The organism is Actinomadura syzygii (assembly GCF_008085905.1).
Lineage (GTDB): Bacteria > Actinomycetota > Actinomycetes > Streptosporangiales > Streptosporangiaceae > Spirillospora > Spirillospora syzygii.
The window spans coordinates 371660-388600 of record NZ_VSFF01000008.1 but is presented as its reverse complement, the minus strand read 5'-3'; the positions used below and the strand labels follow the sequence as shown (position 1 = coordinate 388600).

The 16941-nt window shown below is 70.0% G+C and carries 18 protein-coding genes; 5 read left to right on the top strand and 13 right to left on the bottom strand.

The window, feature by feature from the left end; translation table 11 throughout:
• Positions 1 to 24 precede the first annotated feature (24 nt).
• The 6 genes from FXF65_RS22260 to FXF65_RS43870 all read right to left on the bottom strand — a co-directional run bounded on the left by FXF65_RS22260 (position 25) and on the right by FXF65_RS43870 (position 5098).
• Positions 25 to 432, bottom strand: a complete 408-nt coding sequence (locus FXF65_RS22260; protein WP_246198997.1) for an NUDIX hydrolase — start codon at positions 430 to 432, stop codon at positions 25 to 27.
• A 37-nt stretch (positions 433 to 469) separates the two neighbouring features.
• On the bottom strand, positions 470 to 1063 hold the full coding sequence (locus FXF65_RS22255) for a hypothetical protein (protein ID WP_148351923.1): 594 nt from the start codon (positions 1061 to 1063) through the stop codon (positions 470 to 472).
• Between the two features lie 155 nt (positions 1064 to 1218).
• Complete coding sequence (locus FXF65_RS22250) at positions 1219 to 2592, bottom strand: hypothetical protein (RefSeq protein WP_148351922.1); 1374 nt, start codon at positions 2590 to 2592, stop codon at positions 1219 to 1221.
• 732 nt (positions 2593 to 3324) lie between these two features.
• Complete coding sequence (locus FXF65_RS22245) at positions 3325 to 4065, bottom strand: hypothetical protein (protein ID WP_148351921.1); 741 nt, start codon at positions 4063 to 4065, stop codon at positions 3325 to 3327.
• Positions 4066 to 4379: 314 nt separating this feature from the next.
• Positions 4380 to 4727, bottom strand: a complete 348-nt coding sequence (locus tag FXF65_RS22240) for a hypothetical protein (RefSeq protein ID WP_148351920.1) — start codon at positions 4725 to 4727, stop codon at positions 4380 to 4382.
• A 74-nt stretch (positions 4728 to 4801) separates the two neighbouring features.
• Positions 4802 to 5098 (bottom strand): peptidase inhibitor family I36 protein, encoded by a 297-nt coding sequence (locus FXF65_RS43870; protein WP_187412453.1) that lies wholly within the window; start codon positions 5096 to 5098, stop codon positions 4802 to 4804.
• A 249-nt stretch (positions 5099 to 5347) separates the two neighbouring features.
• Between FXF65_RS43870 and FXF65_RS22230 the strand changes: the two genes are divergently transcribed.
• From FXF65_RS22230 to FXF65_RS22220, 3 genes are all read left to right on the top strand, one after another.
• Positions 5348 to 6334 carry an ArsR family transcriptional regulator gene (locus tag FXF65_RS22230; RefSeq protein WP_148351918.1) on the top strand — a complete coding sequence of 329 codons (987 nt, stop codon included), beginning with the start codon at positions 5348 to 5350 and terminating at the stop codon, positions 6332 to 6334.
• 234 nt (positions 6335 to 6568) lie between these two features.
• Positions 6569 to 7255: a hypothetical protein gene (locus FXF65_RS22225; protein ID WP_148351917.1), complete on the top strand. Its 687-nt coding sequence runs from the start codon at positions 6569 to 6571 to the stop codon at positions 7253 to 7255.
• 496 nt (positions 7256 to 7751) lie between these two features.
• A complete protein-coding gene (locus FXF65_RS22220) occupies positions 7752 to 8870 on the top strand; it encodes a glycosyltransferase 87 family protein (protein WP_148351916.1) in 1119 nt (372 codons plus the stop codon).
• 38 nt (positions 8871 to 8908) lie between these two features.
• Here the strand turns inward: FXF65_RS22220 and FXF65_RS22215 are convergent, their stop codons facing one another.
• From FXF65_RS22215 to FXF65_RS22190, 7 genes are read right to left on the bottom strand one after another with little or no spacing between them, the layout of a single operon-like run.
• On the bottom strand, positions 8909 to 9835 hold the full coding sequence (locus FXF65_RS22215) for a PDR/VanB family oxidoreductase (protein ID WP_148351915.1): 927 nt from the start codon (positions 9833 to 9835) through the stop codon (positions 8909 to 8911).
• Positions 9836 to 9838: 3 nt separating this feature from the next.
• Positions 9839 to 10690: an alpha/beta fold hydrolase gene (locus FXF65_RS22210; RefSeq protein WP_148351914.1), complete on the bottom strand. Its 852-nt coding sequence runs from the start codon at positions 10688 to 10690 to the stop codon at positions 9839 to 9841.
• The gene (locus FXF65_RS22205; protein ID WP_148351913.1) at positions 10687 to 11628 is read right to left on the bottom strand and encodes a DODA-type extradiol aromatic ring-opening family dioxygenase; all 942 of its coding nucleotides are present in this window, start codon (positions 11626 to 11628) and stop codon (positions 10687 to 10689) included. Before FXF65_RS22205 ends, FXF65_RS22210 begins: the two co-directional genes overlap by 4 nt.
• Positions 11625 to 11762 (bottom strand): hypothetical protein, encoded by a 138-nt coding sequence (locus FXF65_RS43865; protein WP_187412452.1) that lies wholly within the window; start codon positions 11760 to 11762, stop codon positions 11625 to 11627. The genes FXF65_RS22205 and FXF65_RS43865 overlap by 4 nt, the downstream gene beginning before the upstream one ends.
• On the bottom strand, positions 11759 to 12952 hold the full coding sequence (locus FXF65_RS22200) for a Rieske 2Fe-2S domain-containing protein (RefSeq protein WP_148351912.1): 1194 nt from the start codon (positions 12950 to 12952) through the stop codon (positions 11759 to 11761). The genes FXF65_RS43865 and FXF65_RS22200 overlap by 4 nt, the downstream gene beginning before the upstream one ends.
• Positions 12949 to 13722, bottom strand: coding sequence for an isochorismatase family protein (locus tag FXF65_RS22195; protein ID WP_187412451.1), 774 nt, complete (start codon positions 13720 to 13722; stop codon positions 12949 to 12951). The genes FXF65_RS22200 and FXF65_RS22195 overlap by 4 nt, the downstream gene beginning before the upstream one ends.
• On the bottom strand, positions 13719 to 15056 hold the full coding sequence (locus FXF65_RS22190) for a M20 family metallopeptidase (protein WP_148351911.1): 1338 nt from the start codon (positions 15054 to 15056) through the stop codon (positions 13719 to 13721). Before FXF65_RS22190 ends, FXF65_RS22195 begins: the two co-directional genes overlap by 4 nt.
• A gap of 207 nt (positions 15057 to 15263) precedes the next feature.
• Here FXF65_RS22190 and FXF65_RS22185 point away from each other — a divergent pair, with 207 nt between their 5' ends.
• Together FXF65_RS22185 and FXF65_RS22180 are read left to right on the top strand one after the other, a co-directional pair.
• On the top strand, positions 15264 to 16091 hold the full coding sequence (locus FXF65_RS22185; protein ID WP_148351910.1) for an alpha/beta fold hydrolase: 828 nt from the start codon (positions 15264 to 15266) through the stop codon (positions 16089 to 16091).
• Positions 16092 to 16093: 2 nt separating this feature from the next.
• Positions 16094 to 16930 (top strand): IclR family transcriptional regulator, encoded by an 837-nt coding sequence (locus FXF65_RS22180; RefSeq protein ID WP_187412450.1) that lies wholly within the window; start codon positions 16094 to 16096, stop codon positions 16928 to 16930.
• Positions 16931 to 16941 lie beyond the last annotated feature (11 nt).

Below are 16941 nucleotides of genomic sequence, written 5' to 3'. Positions count from 1 at the left end.
AGCGGTAGGCGGACAGGGGCGCTGTCAGTCGTAAAGTGCGCCGAGCAGTGCTCCTTGACCGGACTGAAGAACGTGAGCCGTTTCCAGCGAGATCCAGAAGCACTCGAAGTGAGTGGCGTCACGTTCGCCGTCGTGGAGTTCTTTGCTGGCCCATCGCTGCGGGGTGGGCTCGGTGAGCTCCAGTTGGAAGACGTGGCGGCGTTGGATCTCGAATCGGTAGGGACTGATGTCGTAGGTGACCTCGCCCAGCTTTCGGACGATCCTGAATTGGGTGAGCCCCGTCTCCTCTCGTGCCTCGCGAAGGGCGGCGTCCTCCGGAGTCTCCTCCGGCCGGATGCTTCCAGCGGGGACCTGGATCCCCACCTCCTCATAGGTGCGATCGGTATGGCGGAAGACCAGCAACCGTCCGTCACGAACGATGTAGCACAGCACCTTGTCTTTGATGACTTTGACCGGAATCAGTTCTCCCTCACTCAGTCGAGGAGCGTAGGTGGGTCATGAGGGCCTTGCCGCGCGGGGAGAGTCGGTAGCCGGTCTCCAGGCTTTGGGTTAGGCCCAGGGCCTTGAGGCGGCGGACGTCGGCCTTGAAGGGGAGCTTGTCGCGGTTCAGGCGTTCGGCCAGGTCCTGGGCGCGGAGGCCGGGGTGCTCCTCGATGAGGCGCAGGATCTCGCGGGTCCAGGGGGCGCGGCGGCTGCGGGTGTCCATGGCGTCCAGGGTGGCTTTCAGGTCGGCCAACTCCTGGTCGGACAGGTCGGCGTTGTCGGCGACCTCCGAGGCGGGGTCGGGGCCGCCCAGATGGAGCATGACGCGGTGGTACCCGCCCTCCTTGGTGCTCTTGGACAGGGCGGTGAGCAGCGCCGCGCGGTCGTTGAAGCCCGAACGCAGGGCGTCCTGTTCGGTGATCTCCTCGGGGGTGACGGGCGTGACCGAGTCGATGACGATGATCCCCGCCCAGGTGCGCTGGGTGCTCCCCGCGCGGACCCGGGGCTCGGCCCACACCCGGAACACCCGGTCGATCCGCCCGCCCGCGATCCCCTCAAGGACCTCCCGCCTGAACAGCATCGTTCCCTCCCAGGGTGATACGCCTCTCCTTCCACAATCCTCTTCGGAAGTACCGGGGAAGGGCCAGAAGATTCCCAGCCGATCTTCCCCTCTGGAGGAGACACGACCGGTCCGGTTGGGTGCCTCCGGGAGCGGCGCGAATTCTGTCGCGGGCGTCAAGGACGAGGGGTGAGGGGCGGGAGGGCTTCGGCGCGGCGGAGAGCATTGATCAATTCGAGGGCCAGGGCGTGGTTGGCGGTCATGACGCTGCGGACCTGGGCCAGTTCGTCCACCACGGCCGCCGCGGGGGCGTCGGGGTCCCGCAGGCGGTCGGAGAACCCGGGGGCCTCGAAGATCTCCAGGAGGGTGGCGTGGAAGGCGCAGGCCACGGTGAGGTCCATGGCCGGCGGGCCGGGATCCGCCGCGAGGTCCTCACGGGCGGCCTTGAGCAGCCCTTGCGGTGACACCTCGGGCCACGACCTGTCGTACAGGACGGCCGCCAGGCGGCGGTGCTCGGTCGAATCCAGGCTGCTGAGGCGGCTCCGCTTCAGCGCATGGATCTCGTCGGCCACAAGTGCGCGGGCGAGGGACGTGAGGTCGCGGTCCTGTGCCTCGCGGGCGTTCTCGACCAAGGTGCGGGCCGTCCGGACCAGGTCGCGGGGCAGGCCGCCGGAGAAGCCGTGGCACAGGGCCATGAAGGGACGTGGCAGCCCCGCCACCCGTTTGGAAAGCAACTCGATGGCCGCCTTGTAGTTGAGGTAGTCCACGCGGACGATCTCGTCGAAGGCGGTGTCGAAGGCCGTCCGGAGCGTCACCGAGCGCCGTTCGAAAGCCGCAAGGGCCTCCTCGCTCACGGAGACGAGGTAGAAGCAATGCGGGACGTCGAAGACCGCCTTGACCTCGTTGAGGAAACGCTGGGCGCTTACCGGGTCGACGATCCGGTCGACCTCGTCGATGCCGATGAACAGGCGGCCCTGCCCGCCGTTGTGCGCACGCCACCAGTAGGCCACGTCCGACGCGTAACTCTGGAACTGCTGGACGAGTTCGGGGAGGGTGAGCTGCTGCTCGGCCAATTGGCGGGTGAATGAGCGACCCATGTCCGCGCCCAGCGCCGCACCGATCTTGACGGTGGCGCTGGACATCGTGGAGACCGTTTGAACGAACTGGAGTCGGCGTAGCTGCCGCTGAGTCCGTTCGGCCATCATGCCGGACTCGTTCGACGGAAGGAGTTGGACGCCGTTGCCGCCGCCATGCCCCATGGACACGAGCCCGCCGACCACCACACCGATGCTCACGATGGTGATGCCGACCAGCAACGTGACGTGCCACGGGCCAGGCTTGCCCGTCCAGGTCTCCCACAACGCGGTGACGCCGAGGAGCACGAGGCCTAGCCCCAGCGGCACCCGTAGCGCGAGCGGCGACCTGATCCACTGGCGCACCGCCGGCCGCTCCCTTTTGGCGGCGCCGCTTTCGAGGACGGCTCTGCAGAGCTGGGCGAAAAGGTGCAGGATGAACGCCCGGCCCTCGTAGTCGACCGGGGCCGACACCATGACCCGCAATTCCGGTGGCGTCGGGAGGTTCGTACGCGCCGTCGCAGAACGACCGGATCAGGGTCGTTTTCCCCACTCCTCGCGGGCCGCTGAGTCCGAGACTGCCCGCTGAGGTGGTAGAGGTGATCCGGACGATTTCGCGAATGCCCGGTGTGACGACCAAGTGCTTGGGTTCAGAACGCTCGATCAGGCCGGGTGCTATCTGCGGATCGAGGCGGGTGCGGAACAGATCGTCGGTCGCTTCCTGGGTGATCCAGGCACGCTGAAACGGTAGCAGCGCATTGTCCCGCAGCACTTCGCGCCACTGCTGACCGGCCATCCTCGCCAACTCGGCGGCCCGCCGCACCCGAGCGGTCCGCCTAGCGGGAACACGGAAGGACACGAAAATGAGGAGCATAAGGAGGACCGCGATATGGAAGCCCGTCAACTCGCGCATGTTCAGCAGCCCGTACGCGACGACGAAAACGAACACGCCCAAAGTGCTCATGTTCGCCTTGACGGCGGCCTCGCGGCGGTGCGCCGTGGCCGACACGTACGCCTGATATTCCGCCGACGCCTGCGCCAGAATCTCGGCGGTCCCGCGGGTCACCGCCGCGCGGGCGTCGTCAGGCGCGAGATGCGACCGCTCCAGCGCGTCCCTGATCTCGGCGGAGGCAAGGACCTCCTCGGTCAGCGTGTGCAGCAGGGCCTCCGGCGCACTCGTGCCGGAGTCGGGTTCGCGGGACCGCCCGCTCACCCCCTGTACCTCTCGGGGTCCTTCTCCTGCCACGTCACGGAGCCGAGTTCATCCTGCGCCACGTACAGCCCGGCGTAGGCGCTGAAGTCGGGCTGCTCCAGATCCGCGTCAAGCCGGATGACCGGAACCGGGCTGGATTCCTGGGTATGTGTGACGGCCGCGATATTCTGGAAATGCCTCCCCTGAAAGGCGCCCTGCTGCGCGTATGGTCCAGAAGGCGGAGCCCACATCAGCGTGCCGCTGAGCGGCGGCCCGGACTTGGTGAGCACCAGTGCAATATCGACGAGTTGCAGGGTCACCCCTGCTTGAAAGGTCAGGCGCTGCCTGACCTCCCATAGTTTCGCACCGCCTTGCTTCTCACAGAACGTTATACACTCGCGAAGACCATCTACGCCGCTCAGCCTTCGGCGTTCGTAGCGGTCCAGCGTAACCTTCGTCGGAAAGACGCGAGTATATGACGCCGCGTTCCCGACGGCGTCGTCCATGTCCTCGAAGGCGAAGAGCGGAAGCGTGCTCTGGCGTTTCTGCCTGGCCTGCTCCGCGCGTCTCGCCGCCTGAAACTCGGAGACCTTCGACTCGGTGAAGGTCAGCGAGCCCGCGGCCAAGAGACCGACCGCTCCGGCGCCCAGCATCAGCGCCTGTCGGCGCGTGCCGGACCACGTCACCGCGGCGAGATCGCTCTGATCGGGCCCCGGCACAGCCAATCGACCAGTCTCCTCGCGCACGTCGCACAGCATGGCAGGAGCACCGCAACCGCCCAAGCCAGGCAACTCGATCGATGTGCATCCGTGACGGTCACCCGTAAGCAAACCATCGTCGATGGCTACGCCGAAGACGGATGACTCTTTCGACGGTGTCGTTTTCCACAAAGAGAAATCGGCACGGCATATGCCATTCCGCAACGCGGACCCGGCTACGGCAGGCCGCCCCCGTTTCCGGGCCTGCCGTTGCCTGGTCTCGGCTGAACAGCACTCGCCGGGCGGCGTCCAGTGCAGGCCGTGCTCATCGTTGACGGTGAGGTTGGACGGCGCCGGGCCGTGAGTGCGCCGGTCTAGGAGCAGAGGTTGAGATTCCTGAATCGGTAGGCGTAGAACGGCCAGCCGAAGGCGGTGGTCCCGCCCCTGCTGATGGGCTTGCAGGTGGTGGTGTCGGGGTAGTCGCGGGCGTAGTACGAGACGCTCACGCGGATCGGCCGGTTGCACGAGACGTTCTGGACGTAGGTGGTCCGGCCGTTGTCCCAATGGCTGGCGCAGCCGGGAAACGCATCGGTGATCTTGGCGGGGCCGGCGTTCGCCGTGGCGACTGCGGGTGCTGCGGTGGCGAGTGCTGCGGTGGCGAGAATCGTCGAGCCGAGTGTGATGGCACGGCCGCGACGGTTCGCGGTTCTGATCGTGGACATTGCCGGGTTTCTCCGTTCGGGTTGTGGTCGGTGTCGCGAGACACGGTCTTCCGGTGAATCTGAGGCGTGGACGGTCACGAATGCGTGATGCAGCCGATGCCGTGGTAGAGGCCGTTCCGGGTGATGTCGGAGAAGTGGGTGTAGCGCGGGATGGGAACGCTGCGGCCGGTGCATCGACCGTCCTTGTATCCCTCCCAGACTCGTTGGCCCTGGTTGGTGGCGTTGTAGCCCGAAATAGCGCCGTAGTTGCTCAGGCCCACATGCCTCCCGCCCGGGACCGGGTTGATCCTCACGAGGAGTTGCCCGTCATAGTTGGTCTTTTCCCACAGGCAGAACTTGCCGGTGGTGCAGGCGCCGGTGCCTGCGGGCACCGCTGATACGGCGGCTCGGGCCGGGGCCGTTATGGCGCCTGTACCGATCGCCGTTGTCACCGCGATCAGGACGCCGACTCCCGCCCCTAGGACGCTCTTAGGTCCAATATTCACCGTTTCCCCCGCGTTGTGAGTTTCGCGTTCTTTTGACTCTCCCGAGGATCGCAGTGAAGGAACCACGAAGACCAGGCCCTTGCACGCTGACGCAAATGCGTTGACAGATCTTGTAAGGCGGGTACGCCCTCAAGTGTGAGTTTGCGTATCTTCTTCGAACCCGAAGACGTGGAGCGGACTCAGGTATCGGTCCATCCCGATGCGCTCTGGGAATTGGTGCTGAGCCTGCACCGGCTGAGGCGGCCGCGCCCGGGATTCGCGCCGCCCGCGGATGTCGCGCGGTGGCGCGCCGACACGCTGGCCGTGCTGTCCGGGCGACCGCTCGGCGCCGCGGTGGGCCGGTGCCTGCTGCCGCTGGTCCCGGACTCCTCGTACTGGCCCGACTTCCTCACCCCGCACACCGGGACCGACGGCCTGGAACCGGCCCTCGAAACCCTGCTCTCCACCCCGCGCGCACGGATCGGCCGGGAGCTGGACAGGCTGACCGGCCGCAGCGGGGCTCCGAGCTGGGGAGCCGACCTCGCCACCGGCGACTCCGGCGCCCTCTCCCTCCTGGGCGACCATCTGCGGTCCTACTTCACCGCCGCGCTGGCCCCGCGCTGGAGCGACGTCCGCAGGCACGCCGCCACCGAGCACACCCGGCTCATCGGCGCCTCAGCGAACGGCGGGCCCGAGGACGTCCTGGCGAACCTGCCGTGCGCCGTCTGGCACCCGGCCGACCGGATACTCCAGGCCCGCTACCCCGTCTCCCACGACGTCCACCTCGGCGGCCGTGGCCTGCGCCTGATCCCCTCATGGTTCTGCGCCACGGCGCCCGTGGTCCTGGCCGACACCGACCTGCCGCCCGTCCTGGTCTATCCGCTGCCGCACAGGCCCCCGCCGGCCGCCGACCCTGACGCGCTGGCCAATCTCCTGGGCGCCACCCGGGCCCGCATCCTCGCCACGATCACCGTCGCCACCACGACCGCCACCATCCACCACGAGACCGGAATCTCCGCCGCCCAGATATCCCGCCACACCGCCGTGCTGGCCGCCAACGACCTCATCCTCCAAGCCCGGCACGCCGGACACACCTTCTACACCCGCACCCCACTCGGCGACGCGCTCACAGCAGGGGCCTGAACCAGCAGAACTCCCTCGCCATGTCCGTCCCCGCGCGTCGAACTGGTCGGTGTCGGCGGCCTCCCTCGACGCCACGCCAGAGGCAATGACTGGCAAAGGTCGGGGCGTCGCAGGTGGGAGCGCTGACGTGGGTCTGGTTGGGCAGGGGCGGGCCGGGTACGGGGCGAATAGGACATTTCGAGCTAGTTGGGGAGGTAAGTCATGACTGGGAGTGTGAAGTCCCCACGCGCCCCGATGTCCGGAGTGCTGAAGGCGCCGCGCAGCCGGGGGTTGGTCAACGGGCTGCTGCTGATGCTCCTGGCGGTGTGGGGTGGGTTCATTCCGTTCGTCGGGCCCTACTTCTCCTTCGGGTTCGGGTCGAACGCGACATGGGACTACACCTCTGACCGCCTGTGGTTGTCCATCCTTCCGGCGATCGCCGTAGGGATCGGCGGGTTGATCCTGATGATCAGTGCCGCCCGTCCGGTCGCCATCTTCGGGTCGTGGCTGGCCATCGCCGGCGGCCTGTGGTTCGTCGTGGGCACCACGATCGCCCCGCTGTGGACCGGCGGTCCCGGGAGGGCGCTCGGCGGCCAGACCCGCCAGATCGCCGAACATCTGTCGTTCTTCGAAGGCCTCGGCGCGATCATCGTGCTGCTGGCGGCGATGGCGCTGGGACGCTTCCTGGTGGTCGGCGTGCGAGAGGTGCGCCGAGCGGAGGCGAAGCGCGCAGCGGCCGCAGGGCCTGCTGGGGCCGCCGGGACTGCCGGGGCTGCGGGGCGCGCCGGTCGTGGGACGGCGGTTCCCGAAGAGGACCGCAGCGCCCGCGGGTCCACCGCCGCACCCGAGTGGGAGAGGCAGGCGGCCCCCCGCCGCGAGGACGAGAGGTCCTCAGGGGCCGAGGGACAGCAATGGCGCGCGGACATGCCGCACCGCCGGTGAAACCAGAAGAGCACGACGCTCTGTTCTGAGTCACCCGCCGCAAGGACCGCTGACCACGCGAGTCGACGCGATGCCCCGCACCAACGGTCGTTACGTCGGCTTGTCGTGGGCGCCGTTCTTGACGCAGCGCAGGAATTGGCGCGGGTGTCGCGTCGCGCAGGGGCCGTTGGGCCCCCGCAAGGGGCATTGGGGCCCTAGGGCCCTAGAGGGTGAAAGCGCGAATTCATAGCGTTTGGTCTGCTCGACGGCGAAAGTATCTCCGTCAGCTCGCACTCACACCCGATGCCTTCATCTGCCCTTGTGGCCTCGAAGTCTTCGCCTATGCGGTGCAACCGGGAACCGCACTCGCCCCCCACAAAGGAATAACGTGGTGCAAAAATCGCCTCCGGGCACGGTAATCTCGTCGGGCCCGGAGGAAGGGCGAGTGCACCACCGAAATCCACTCGGACGACTTCTTGGATACGCGCTCTGGAGCGTAGGCGGCCTGATCGTTCTAGTGACCGCCCATCGTGCGCTCTCCGGGCTGCAAGGCGTTCACGGCCTGGACGACCTAGAGGTCTATCTCGGGGCCGTCGGGTCTTTTCGGCATGGTTTCGGGCTCTACACGTTCCATACCGTGGGCATCGGCGACGCTTTCACCTATCCGCCGTTCGCGGCGTTGGTGATCATGCCGCTCACCTTCATCCCCTACGGCTGGGCAGCCGTGCTGTGGACCTGTGCCTGCCTGGCGTGCACCGCACTGATCGCGGTCGTCTCGGGCAGAGAGGTGGCGAGGAACCAGGCCCCCGGCGTCCTCGGGGACGCGGTGCTCTCCAGCGGGCTGGTCCTCAGCGCCATCGCGGTCAGCGCACCGCTGGCCAGCAACCTGCGGTTCGGCCAGATCAGCTTCCTGATCGCCGCTCTCGTCCTCGCGGACCTCCTCTGCCTCAGGCGCACACGCGCAGGCGGTGTCCTGGTGGGCGTCGCGGCCGCGATCAAACTGACCCCGTTGATCTTCGTTCCGTACCTGTGGCTGACCGGCCGCCGAGCCGTCGGCGTCGCGGCGGCCGCCTTCGCCGCCTGCGCCGTCGTGGCGTGGGCGAGCATGTCCCACGAGTCCGGGGAGTTCTGGCTGTCCGTGATCTTCCAGGGGGACGAGGTGCACGCCTTCGCGTCCAAGGGGAACATCTCCCTGGACGCCGCCCTGCGACGCCTCGGCCTGCACGGCGGAGTGCACAGGGCCGTGTGGGTACCGCTATGCCTCGCCGTCGTCGTGATCTCGCTGCGCCGCGCGGCACTGGCCAGCCGCGCCGGCGACCACTTCGCGGCCGCGATCGTGATCGGAGCCGCGAGCCTGGTGGTCTCCCCCATCTCCTGGACCCACCATCAGATCTGGCTGGTCCTGGCGGCTTTCGCGGTCGTGCGCCGACCCGAACGGCGGCTCTTCGAGCGCCGCTTCCCCGTCCAAGCCCTGTGGGCGGCCGCGGTTCTGTCGATCATGACGCTGCCGCTCGCCGAACTCCGCCCCTGGCTGGCGATCGCCGTGGCCGTGCTCGTACCGTTCCAGCGGCCGGAACCGCGCATCGCCGAGCCAATGCCACCACTGGCCATCGGCGCGAAAGTCGGAGTGAGCTGAGCAGGGCGAGGCGCGGCAGCGGAACAGGACCGCCGGGTTCAGAGGTCCAGGACCAGGCGCGGGGTCAGGGAGCGGGAGACGCACGGCAGCATGATCTTGTCCGCCTCCTGCCCGCCCTCGGAGAGCAGCGAGTCGCGGTGGTCCGGCTCCCCGTCGATGACCCGGGTCTCGCAGGTTCCGCAGATTCCCTCTCGGCACGCGCTGGGCACCCAGATGTCCGCGTCCTCCAGCGCGTCCACGATGGACGTTCCGGGCCCGACGCGGACGGTCACGTCGGAGCGCTGGCAGACGACCTCGAAAGGCTCGTCGGGGCCGAAGTCCTGCGGCTTGGCCGCGAACCGCTCCAGCCGCAGGGAGCCCGGCGGCCAGTCCGCGCAGCGCTCCTCGACGGCCGCGAGCAGCGGCTCGGGACCGCAGCAGTAGACCAGGGTGTCGGACAGCGGCGCGCCGAGGAGCGCGTCCAGGTCGAGCGGGCCGCGCTCGTCCTGCGGGACGAACTCGACCCGCTCCCCGTACCCGGCCAACTCGTCCAGGAAGGCCATGGACCGCAGGCTGCGGCCGCCGTAGGCGAGCCGCCAGTCCCGCCCCTCGGCCGCCGCCTGGCGCAGCATCGGCAGCAGAGGGGTGATGCCGATGCCGCCCGCGACGAACAGGTAGCGCGGCGACGGCTCCAGGGTGAAGTGGTTCCGCGGCCCGTCTATCCGCAGCGGCTGCCCCGGCCGCAGCCGCTCGTGCACGTACTCCGAGCCGCCCCGGCTGTCGGGCGCGCGCAGGACCGCGACCCGGTAGCGCCCCTGGTCCGCGGGGTCGCCGCAGAGCGAGTACTGCCGGACGCGGTCCCCGAGGTGCAGATCGAGGTGCGCGCCCGGAGTCCAGGCGGGCAGTTCGGACGCCTCCGGGTGGACGAGCGACAGGGACAGCACGCCATCGGCCTCCCAGGTGGCCTGTTTGACCAGGACCTCCATCGGTCAGTCCCGCCCGCTCAGGAACTCGATGTTCAGCGCGTTGAAGCGGTCGGAGTGCTCGTGCTGCGGCCAGTGCCCGCACTTGGGGAAGACCTCCAGCCGGGATCCGGGGATCGCCCCGTGCATCCGCTCGGCCTCGGGGATCTCGCCGAACGGGTTCTCGGCGCCCCACACGATCAGCGTCGGCGCGGTGATGCGTCCGAGCTGCTCCTCGGTGAGCAGGTCGGGGCGCCGGTTCTCCATCTCCTGGAGGCAGAGGAGGTTGTCCAGCCCGGCCTTGAACTCGGGACGGTGGTAGACGTCGTGCCGCACCGCGACCAGTTCGTCGGTGACGTCCTTGGCCGGGTTGTGCATGAGCAGTTCGAGGCGCTTGCGCGTGAGGCCGGCGTCGTCGCTCTCCACCGCCGCGCGGGTGCTGGTCTTGATGCGTTCCATCACCGCCGGGTTGGCCACCGTGCCGCCGGGCGCGACCAGGGTGAGGCGGGCCACGCGGTCCGGGTGGTCGGCGGCGAGCCTGCCCGCGACCCAGCCGCCGAGCGACTCGCCGACCAGGTGCGCCCGTTCGGCGCCGATCGCGTCGAGGTAGGCGAGCAGGTGCTCGACGTAGCGGGCGATCCGGTACGGCGCGTCGATGCCCTGCGTATAGCCGTGGCCGAGCATGTCGATGGCGTGGCAGCTGAAGTGCTCCGCGTGCGCCGGGAAGTTCCGGACGAACGCCTCAAGGTGGCCGCTCGTCCCGTGCAGGAAGACGACCGGCTCCCCCTCCCCGGCGCGCAGCGCGCGGGTCCGCACGCCTCCGGCGTCGACGTAGTCGAGGCTGAAGGGGACCCCTGTCAGGTCGGTCCAGAACGTCATCGGTCGCCTCCCACGGAGAGAACGGCCACACCCATGCCGGTGAGCCACTGCGGAATCGGTGCGTATGCGAGGGTTCGTCCTCGCGCGGGGCCGACGGCCGCCGCCATCGCCACCCAGGACCGGATCTCCTGCCCGCCGTTGCCGGCCTCGCTCTCGATCCGGTGGTTGTCGTAGCCGAGGATCTCCCCGAGCCCGCCGTCGGCGAGCATGTCGAGGAAACGCCGGTCGAAGTCGGAGTTGATGTCGGGCGCGGCGGCCCGGATGATCTGACGGCGGCGCACCTCGTACTCGCTCCAGGAGGCGCGCCCGTTGAGCCACGCCTCGACCAGGAAGCGGTCGTCGTCGGAGAAGGTCGCGAACCACTTCGGCCACGGCAGCCGGTGCGACAGGCCGCCTGACGCGATGACCGCGACCCGCTTGGCCTCCCCGTCCGACGCGATCGCCCGCCCGATCCGCTCGCCCAGCCGGTGGCAGCGGCGCAGCGTCGGCAGCGGCGGCGCGAACATGTTCAGCACGACCGGGACGATCGGCACGTCCAGGTCCGGCACCAGGTACTGCAGGCTGTGCGTGATGCCGTGGTCCACCTGGAGGCGCAGCGAGAACGCGGCGTCGAACTCGTTCTCCAGGAGGGAGTCGACGAGGTGCCGGGCGAGGCCGGTGTCGACCGGGAGGGGACCGCCGGGCGTGCCCGACTCCCCCGCGCCGACGCACTCGCCGACCCCGATCGTCACCGCGGGCATCATGTCCAGGAAGAAACCGCGGAAGTGGTTCGATCCGATGATCACCACGGCGTCCGGCCGGGCGGCGGCGACCAGCCCGGCGGCCTCCTGGAGGCCGTCGCGGAAGGCGACCGCGTCGGGGAGGTCGGCGACCTCGTCCCAGTGGGTGTTCATCAGCGTGCTGTGCGACGCGCCGACGCCCAGGACGACCTCGCTCACCGGATCCGCCGCTGGTCGCGGACGACCGTGCCGGTGGTGAGCAGGATCAGCCGGGCCAGCCGCCGGCGGACCGGCGGCAGGGCGACGGCCGCCGCGGCCGCCAGGACCGCGAGGACGAGGGTGCGGAGCTTCATCGTTCGGCCTTCTTGCGCAGGGGGCGGGTCTGGGGGGTGGGCTTGGACTTCTCGAGGTGGCGGCGCCAGGTGGTGATCGAGGAGTCCGGCCGGTAGAGGCGCTCCGGCGGCGCGTCGGTGACGTCGACCATCCAGGCGTCCTGCTTGGTGAACTGGCCGTGGAACAGCCAGCGGATGGCGCCGAGGTACCCGGCCTTGAACGCCGTCGCGGGCAGGCCCCGCTCGAACCGGACCATCATCTGCACGTACCGGACGTGGTCCTCGTCCACCGGGACGTACCACTCGTAGTGGATGAACTTGGGGTAGGCGACCCGCAGCAGGCCGGGCAGGCGGATGGAGACGAAGCCCGGGATCTCCAGGGAGTCGATGACCGGGTTGATCTTCTTGCCCCTGCCCGGACGGTCCGGCAGCGGCATCCGCTTCCACCACCGCTTGTTCGTCCACACGCCGAGGCCCGGGTAGTTCCCCTCCCAGTGCACCTCGTCCTGGACGCGGACGAGCCACGTCCCCACCTGCTGGATCCGCGTCTTGTTCCAGGCGGGCATCACCTTGAACAGCCGCCACAGGGCGGTGTTGTGCAGGTACTTGGCGTGCCCCTCGTCGAAGCCGTTCTCCGCGGCGAAGCGCCAGTTGCCTTCCCGGACGTCGCTGCGGCCGCCCATCACGAAGTCGTTGTCGAGCAGCTCGTCGGGGATGTCCCGCTCGACCGGCGGGACCGGCCCGTCGCCGACGTAGATCCAGACCAGGCCGAGCCGCTGCTCCACCGGGTACGTCCGCACCTTGAGCTTGCCGCAGATCGGCGACTCCGGCCCGTCGGTGAGGGCGGCGCGCAGTTCGCCGCTCTGCAGGTCGAAGGTCCAGCCGTGGTAGGCGCAGCTCACCGTGTCCGGGAACTCGCGGCGGCCGAGGGAGAGCGGCACACCGCGGTGCGGGCACCGGTCGTGGAGGGCGTAGATCTCCTCGCCCTCCCGCACCAGCGCCAAGTCCTCGCCCAGAAGGCGGATCGCCTGCGGCTTGGAACCGAACCGGTCCGCCCAGCCGACCGGGTACCAGTAATTGCGCAATCCCAGCTCGGAACTGTCATAAAGGGGCCAGGCCGACCAGTCCTGCCCCTCACCCACCGGAGCCGGGCCCTCAGGCGTGTCGTTCTGCCATACCGGAGACTTCGCGGCCTCGCGTTCGATGGTCATTTATCGGAACCTCCAATCGGGTCGTTCTTTCCTGTGAAGCTCAATGCGGCCGCGCTTTCGCCGGCCGCGCGCCCGGCGGCCGCTTTCCCGCCGGCCGTGCGCGCCAGCCGTTCGAGGACGTCGTCGAGCTGGACGACGTCGGCGTACTTGGCGTCCATCTCGTAGAGGCTCACGGCGGCGGACAGGCGGGAGCGGTCGAACACCGCCTGCTCCACCACGAACGGCCGGAAGCCGTGCGAGAAGGCGTCCACCACCGACGCGCGGACGCATCCGGACGTCGTGGTGCCCATGACGATCAGGTCGTCCACGCCGAGGGCGCGGAGGCAGGTCGCCAGCGGCGTGTCGAAGAACGCGCTCGCCCGGGGCTTGGCGATGACAAGCTCGTCCTCGCGGGGCGCGGACTCGGTCACGAAGTCGACCGCGCCGGGGCGTCCGTTGACGAACTCGCCGACCAGCTCGTTCTTCACCGTGGGCCCGAGGTGCCGGGCGGCCGGGCCGGACGGGCGCAGATGCGCGACCGGCACCCCGGCGGCGCGGGCGGCGGCCAGCACCGCCGCGATCGCCGGGAGCGCCCGGTGGGCGGCGGGCCCGCAGGCGGTGGGCCATTCGGCGATCGCCGCGTCCAGGTCCAATCCGGGCGAGCCGACGAACGACCGGACGACGTCGATGACCAGGACGGCCGGGCGGTGCCCCGGGTCCTGGCGGTGCGCGAACGAGGCGTACGCGGCGCCCGCCTCACCGGCGAACGCCTCCTGCCACCAGCGGGTCACGTGAGTTCCTCCAGCTCGGAGCGGTCCCGGGTGCAGGCGTCCACCGCCGCGGCGACCAGCAGCCTGGTCAGCCGGAGCATGCTCGGCAGGGAGACCGCGTTCATGCCCATCGCGAAGTCGACCTCGGCGCCGGACGCGGCGGTGAGCCGGGGCATGCCGATCCGGGCGGTGGGAAGGCCGCGGTTGCGCAGGATGTTGCCGTCGGTCGCGCCGCTGGTGGTGCGGGCCGCCTCGTCCGGGACGTGCGGCTCGCCGGTGACCTCTTCCCAGGCCCGCACGCAGGACCGGACGATCCAGGTCGACGGGTCGGTGCGGCTCCCGGGGATGGAGAGCGTCATCTCCCAGGTCGCGGACACGTCGCCCAGCCGCGCCAGCGCCGCCGCCATGCCCTCGGCGAACTGCCGGGCGGCGTCCGCCGGGGTGGTGCGCGGGCTGATCCGCAGGTCCACGGTGAACTCGCAGACCGCCGGGCTGAACGCGGCCGTCCGCTCCCAGCCGCCGCGCACCGACGCGATGTGCCCCTGCGGGGCGACCAGGCCGGACGTGTTGCGGGCGGTGTACTCGGGGAACCAGCGCTCCAGCTCGCCGATCAGCCGGGCGGCGTCGACGACCGCGTTGCGGTACGGCAGCCGCTGCCTGCTGCCCACGTAGTTGTAGGTGCCGTCCACCCGGACGGTGAACCAGCAGAGCCCGACCTCCTCGTGGGAGACCGACCAGCCGGGCTTGGCGAGGATGGCGTGGTCGGCCCACACGCCCTGCTCCAGCATGAACGAGCAGCCGTTCCCCTGGCCCGCGTTCGCCCGGGACGCGCCCGGACGGCGGTTGGTCGGCATCCCCCCGGCGCCCAGCCCGACCAGGAGCGATCCGCGCAGCGGCAGGCCCGCCGCGGCGATCGCCGAGGCCGCCTCCACGAGGCAGGCGGCGTGCCCCTTCGGGTTGCTGGCGCCGAGGCCGATGATCGTGTCGCCGTCGAGGACGCCCTCGGTGCGCATGTCGGGGCGGAGTTCGTCGCCGACGTAGGGGACGTCCTCCTCCGCAGTGCCGACCGAGAGCGTGTCGATGGGCGCGTAGAGCAGCAGGTCGGCACCGGTTCCGTCGCCGCGCAGCCGCCCGACCGCGTTGCCCTGCCGGTCGTCGATCTCCTGGTAGGCCGCCTCCAGCCCGGCCGCGGCCAGGTGGCCGGTGAGGAAGCGGGCGAGCGCCGCCTCGTCGCCGGTCGGGCTCGGGGTCGACACCATGCGCAGCGTCAGGTCCCGGAGGCGGTCGGCGTCGATCGCCGCCCATGCCCGCCCCACAGCTCGCTCCACTGCCCGCTCCACCGGTTCGGGTGCCATCGGCCCTCCTTTCGCGTCCACCGGACTGTTCGGGTCCATAGGCTGCGGGACCGCCCGGACGCCTGACCAGCCCCGCATCCCGGTCAGTGGATGCGCACGCGAGCCGCCGGGGCCGGGGCCGACCTAGGGTGGCGGCCACGACGACGGGCACAGAAACAGGACAAAAGCCAAGTAAGCTCCACAAAACCGACGACAGGACGAAGGTCGATGATCGCCCCGATGTTCTCCCCGCACTACGCCCGAACGCGCAGCGGTCTCATGCACTACGTCGAGATGGGCGCCGGGGAGCCGCTCCTCCTGCTGCACCAGACGCCGCGGTCATGGGACGAGTTCCGGCTGCTCATGCCCCTCCTCGCGGAGCAGCGCCGGGTGATCGCGCCGGACATCATCGGCTACGGCGCGTCCGAGTCCATCCCCGACCACTCGATCGAGCGGTACGCCGACTCGGTGCTCGCCCTCCTGGAGGAGCTGGGGCTCGACCGCGTCGACCTGCTCGGCCACCAGCTCGGCGGCATCATCGCGATCGAGATGTCGCACCGGCGGCCGGAGCGGCTGCGGCGGCTCGTCCTGTCCGGGACGCCCTACGTGGACGAGGAGTTCCGCCGCGAGCGGCCGCCGATGCACCCGCTCAGCATGGTCGAGCTCCAGGACGACGGCCGCCACCTCATGGAGCTGTGGGTGCGCCGCAGCGGCTTCTACCCGCCCGCCCGTCCCGACCTGCTCAACCGGTACGTGCGGGACGTCCTCCTGCTGGAGGACCAGGCCGAGGACGGGCACCGGGCGATCAGCACGTACCGGATGGAGGGGCGGACCGGCTACCGCGGGCCCGTGCTCTGCATCGGCGCCACCGCCGACCCGATCGCCTTCCACCAGGTGCCCCGGCTGGTCGAGCGGCTGCCGCAGGCCCGGCTGGAGATCATCCAGGGCGGGATGGTGCCGCTGATGGAGCAGCTGCCCGAGGAGGTCGCGGCGCTCGTCTCCAAGTTCCTCGACGAGACGGTCCAGGCGGACTCGGCGTACGGCGGGACGCCGTGAGCATGGCGAGGCAGCGCGACCAGACCAGCGAACAGACCGGCGAACAGACCGGCGACAGGGCAAGCGAGAGGGCCTTGGCGCGGGAGGGCGACAAGCTCGACCCGCGGTCGGTGGTCGGCAAGATCGAGATCATCCTCGACGCGTTCACGATCGACGACGTCGAGCTGTCGCTGGCGGAGCTGGTGCGGCGCACCGGCCTGCCGCGCACGACCGTCCACCGGATCTGCCAGGTGGTCACCACCTGGGGGATCTTGGAACGTTCCGGCATCGACTACCGGCTCGGGCTGCGCCTCTTCGAACTGGGCCAGCGCGTGCCCCACCAGCGCATTCTGCGGGACGCCGGCCGCCCGTACATGCAGGGGCTCCTCTACCGCACCCAGGCGGTGGTGCACCTGGCCGTCCTCGACGGACTGGAGGCGCTGGTCATCGAGCGGCTGTCGCCGTTCCGGCAGCCGACCCGGCACACCCAGATCGCCGGCCGGATGCCGCTGCACTGCACGGCGGTGGGCAAGGCGCTGCTCGCCTACGCCAAGCCGAGCCTGCTCACCGAGGTGCTCCGCGCCGGGCTCCCCCGCCGCACCCCGCGGACGATCACCTCGGCGCTCCACCTGAACCAGGCGCTGGAACGGACCAGGGAGTCCGGCATCGCCACCGAGGTGGAGGAGATGCACGTCGGGTATCTCGCGGTCGCGGCGCCCGTGCTCAACTCGGAGAACCGCGCCATCGCGGCGATCTCGGTGACCTCGCCGTTGCACAGCCACAGCGCCGACCAGCTCGGCGACCTGGCGAAGGAGGCGGCCGCCGGAATCGGCGCCACCCTCCGCGCCGCCTACGGCTGACCCTCCCGCAC

Excerpts from the sequence above, each read along its gene's own strand:
- FXF65_RS22255 (WP_148351923.1), bottom strand. The coding sequence starts at position 1,063 with ATGCTGTTCAGGCGGGAGGTCCTTGAGGGGATCGCGGGCGGGCGGATC.
- FXF65_RS22250 (WP_148351922.1), bottom strand. The coding sequence starts at position 2,592 with ATGGTGTCGGCCCCGGTCGACTACGAGGGCCGGGCGTTCATCCTGCAC.
- FXF65_RS22245 (WP_148351921.1), bottom strand. The coding sequence starts at position 4,065 with ATGCTGTGCGACGTGCGCGAGGAGACTGGTCGATTGGCTGTGCCGGGG.
- FXF65_RS22240 (WP_148351920.1), bottom strand. The coding sequence starts at position 4,727 with ATGTCCACGATCAGAACCGCGAACCGTCGCGGCCGTGCCATCACACTC.
- FXF65_RS22225 (WP_148351917.1), top strand. The coding sequence starts at position 6,569 with ATGTCCGGAGTGCTGAAGGCGCCGCGCAGCCGGGGGTTGGTCAACGGG.
- FXF65_RS22215 (WP_148351915.1), bottom strand. The coding sequence starts at position 9,835 with ATGGAGGTCCTGGTCAAACAGGCCACCTGGGAGGCCGATGGCGTGCTG.
- FXF65_RS22210 (WP_148351914.1), bottom strand. The coding sequence starts at position 10,690 with ATGACGTTCTGGACCGACCTGACAGGGGTCCCCTTCAGCCTCGACTAC.
- FXF65_RS43865 (WP_187412452.1), bottom strand. The coding sequence starts at position 11,762 with ATGAAGCTCCGCACCCTCGTCCTCGCGGTCCTGGCGGCCGCGGCGGCC.
- FXF65_RS22200 (WP_148351912.1), bottom strand. The coding sequence starts at position 12,952 with ATGACCATCGAACGCGAGGCCGCGAAGTCTCCGGTATGGCAGAACGAC.
- FXF65_RS22190 (WP_148351911.1), bottom strand. The coding sequence starts at position 15,056 with ATGGCACCCGAACCGGTGGAGCGGGCAGTGGAGCGAGCTGTGGGGCGG.
- FXF65_RS22185 (WP_148351910.1), top strand. The coding sequence starts at position 15,264 with ATGATCGCCCCGATGTTCTCCCCGCACTACGCCCGAACGCGCAGCGGT.
- FXF65_RS22180 (WP_187412450.1), top strand. The coding sequence starts at position 16,094 with ATGGCGAGGCAGCGCGACCAGACCAGCGAACAGACCGGCGAACAGACC.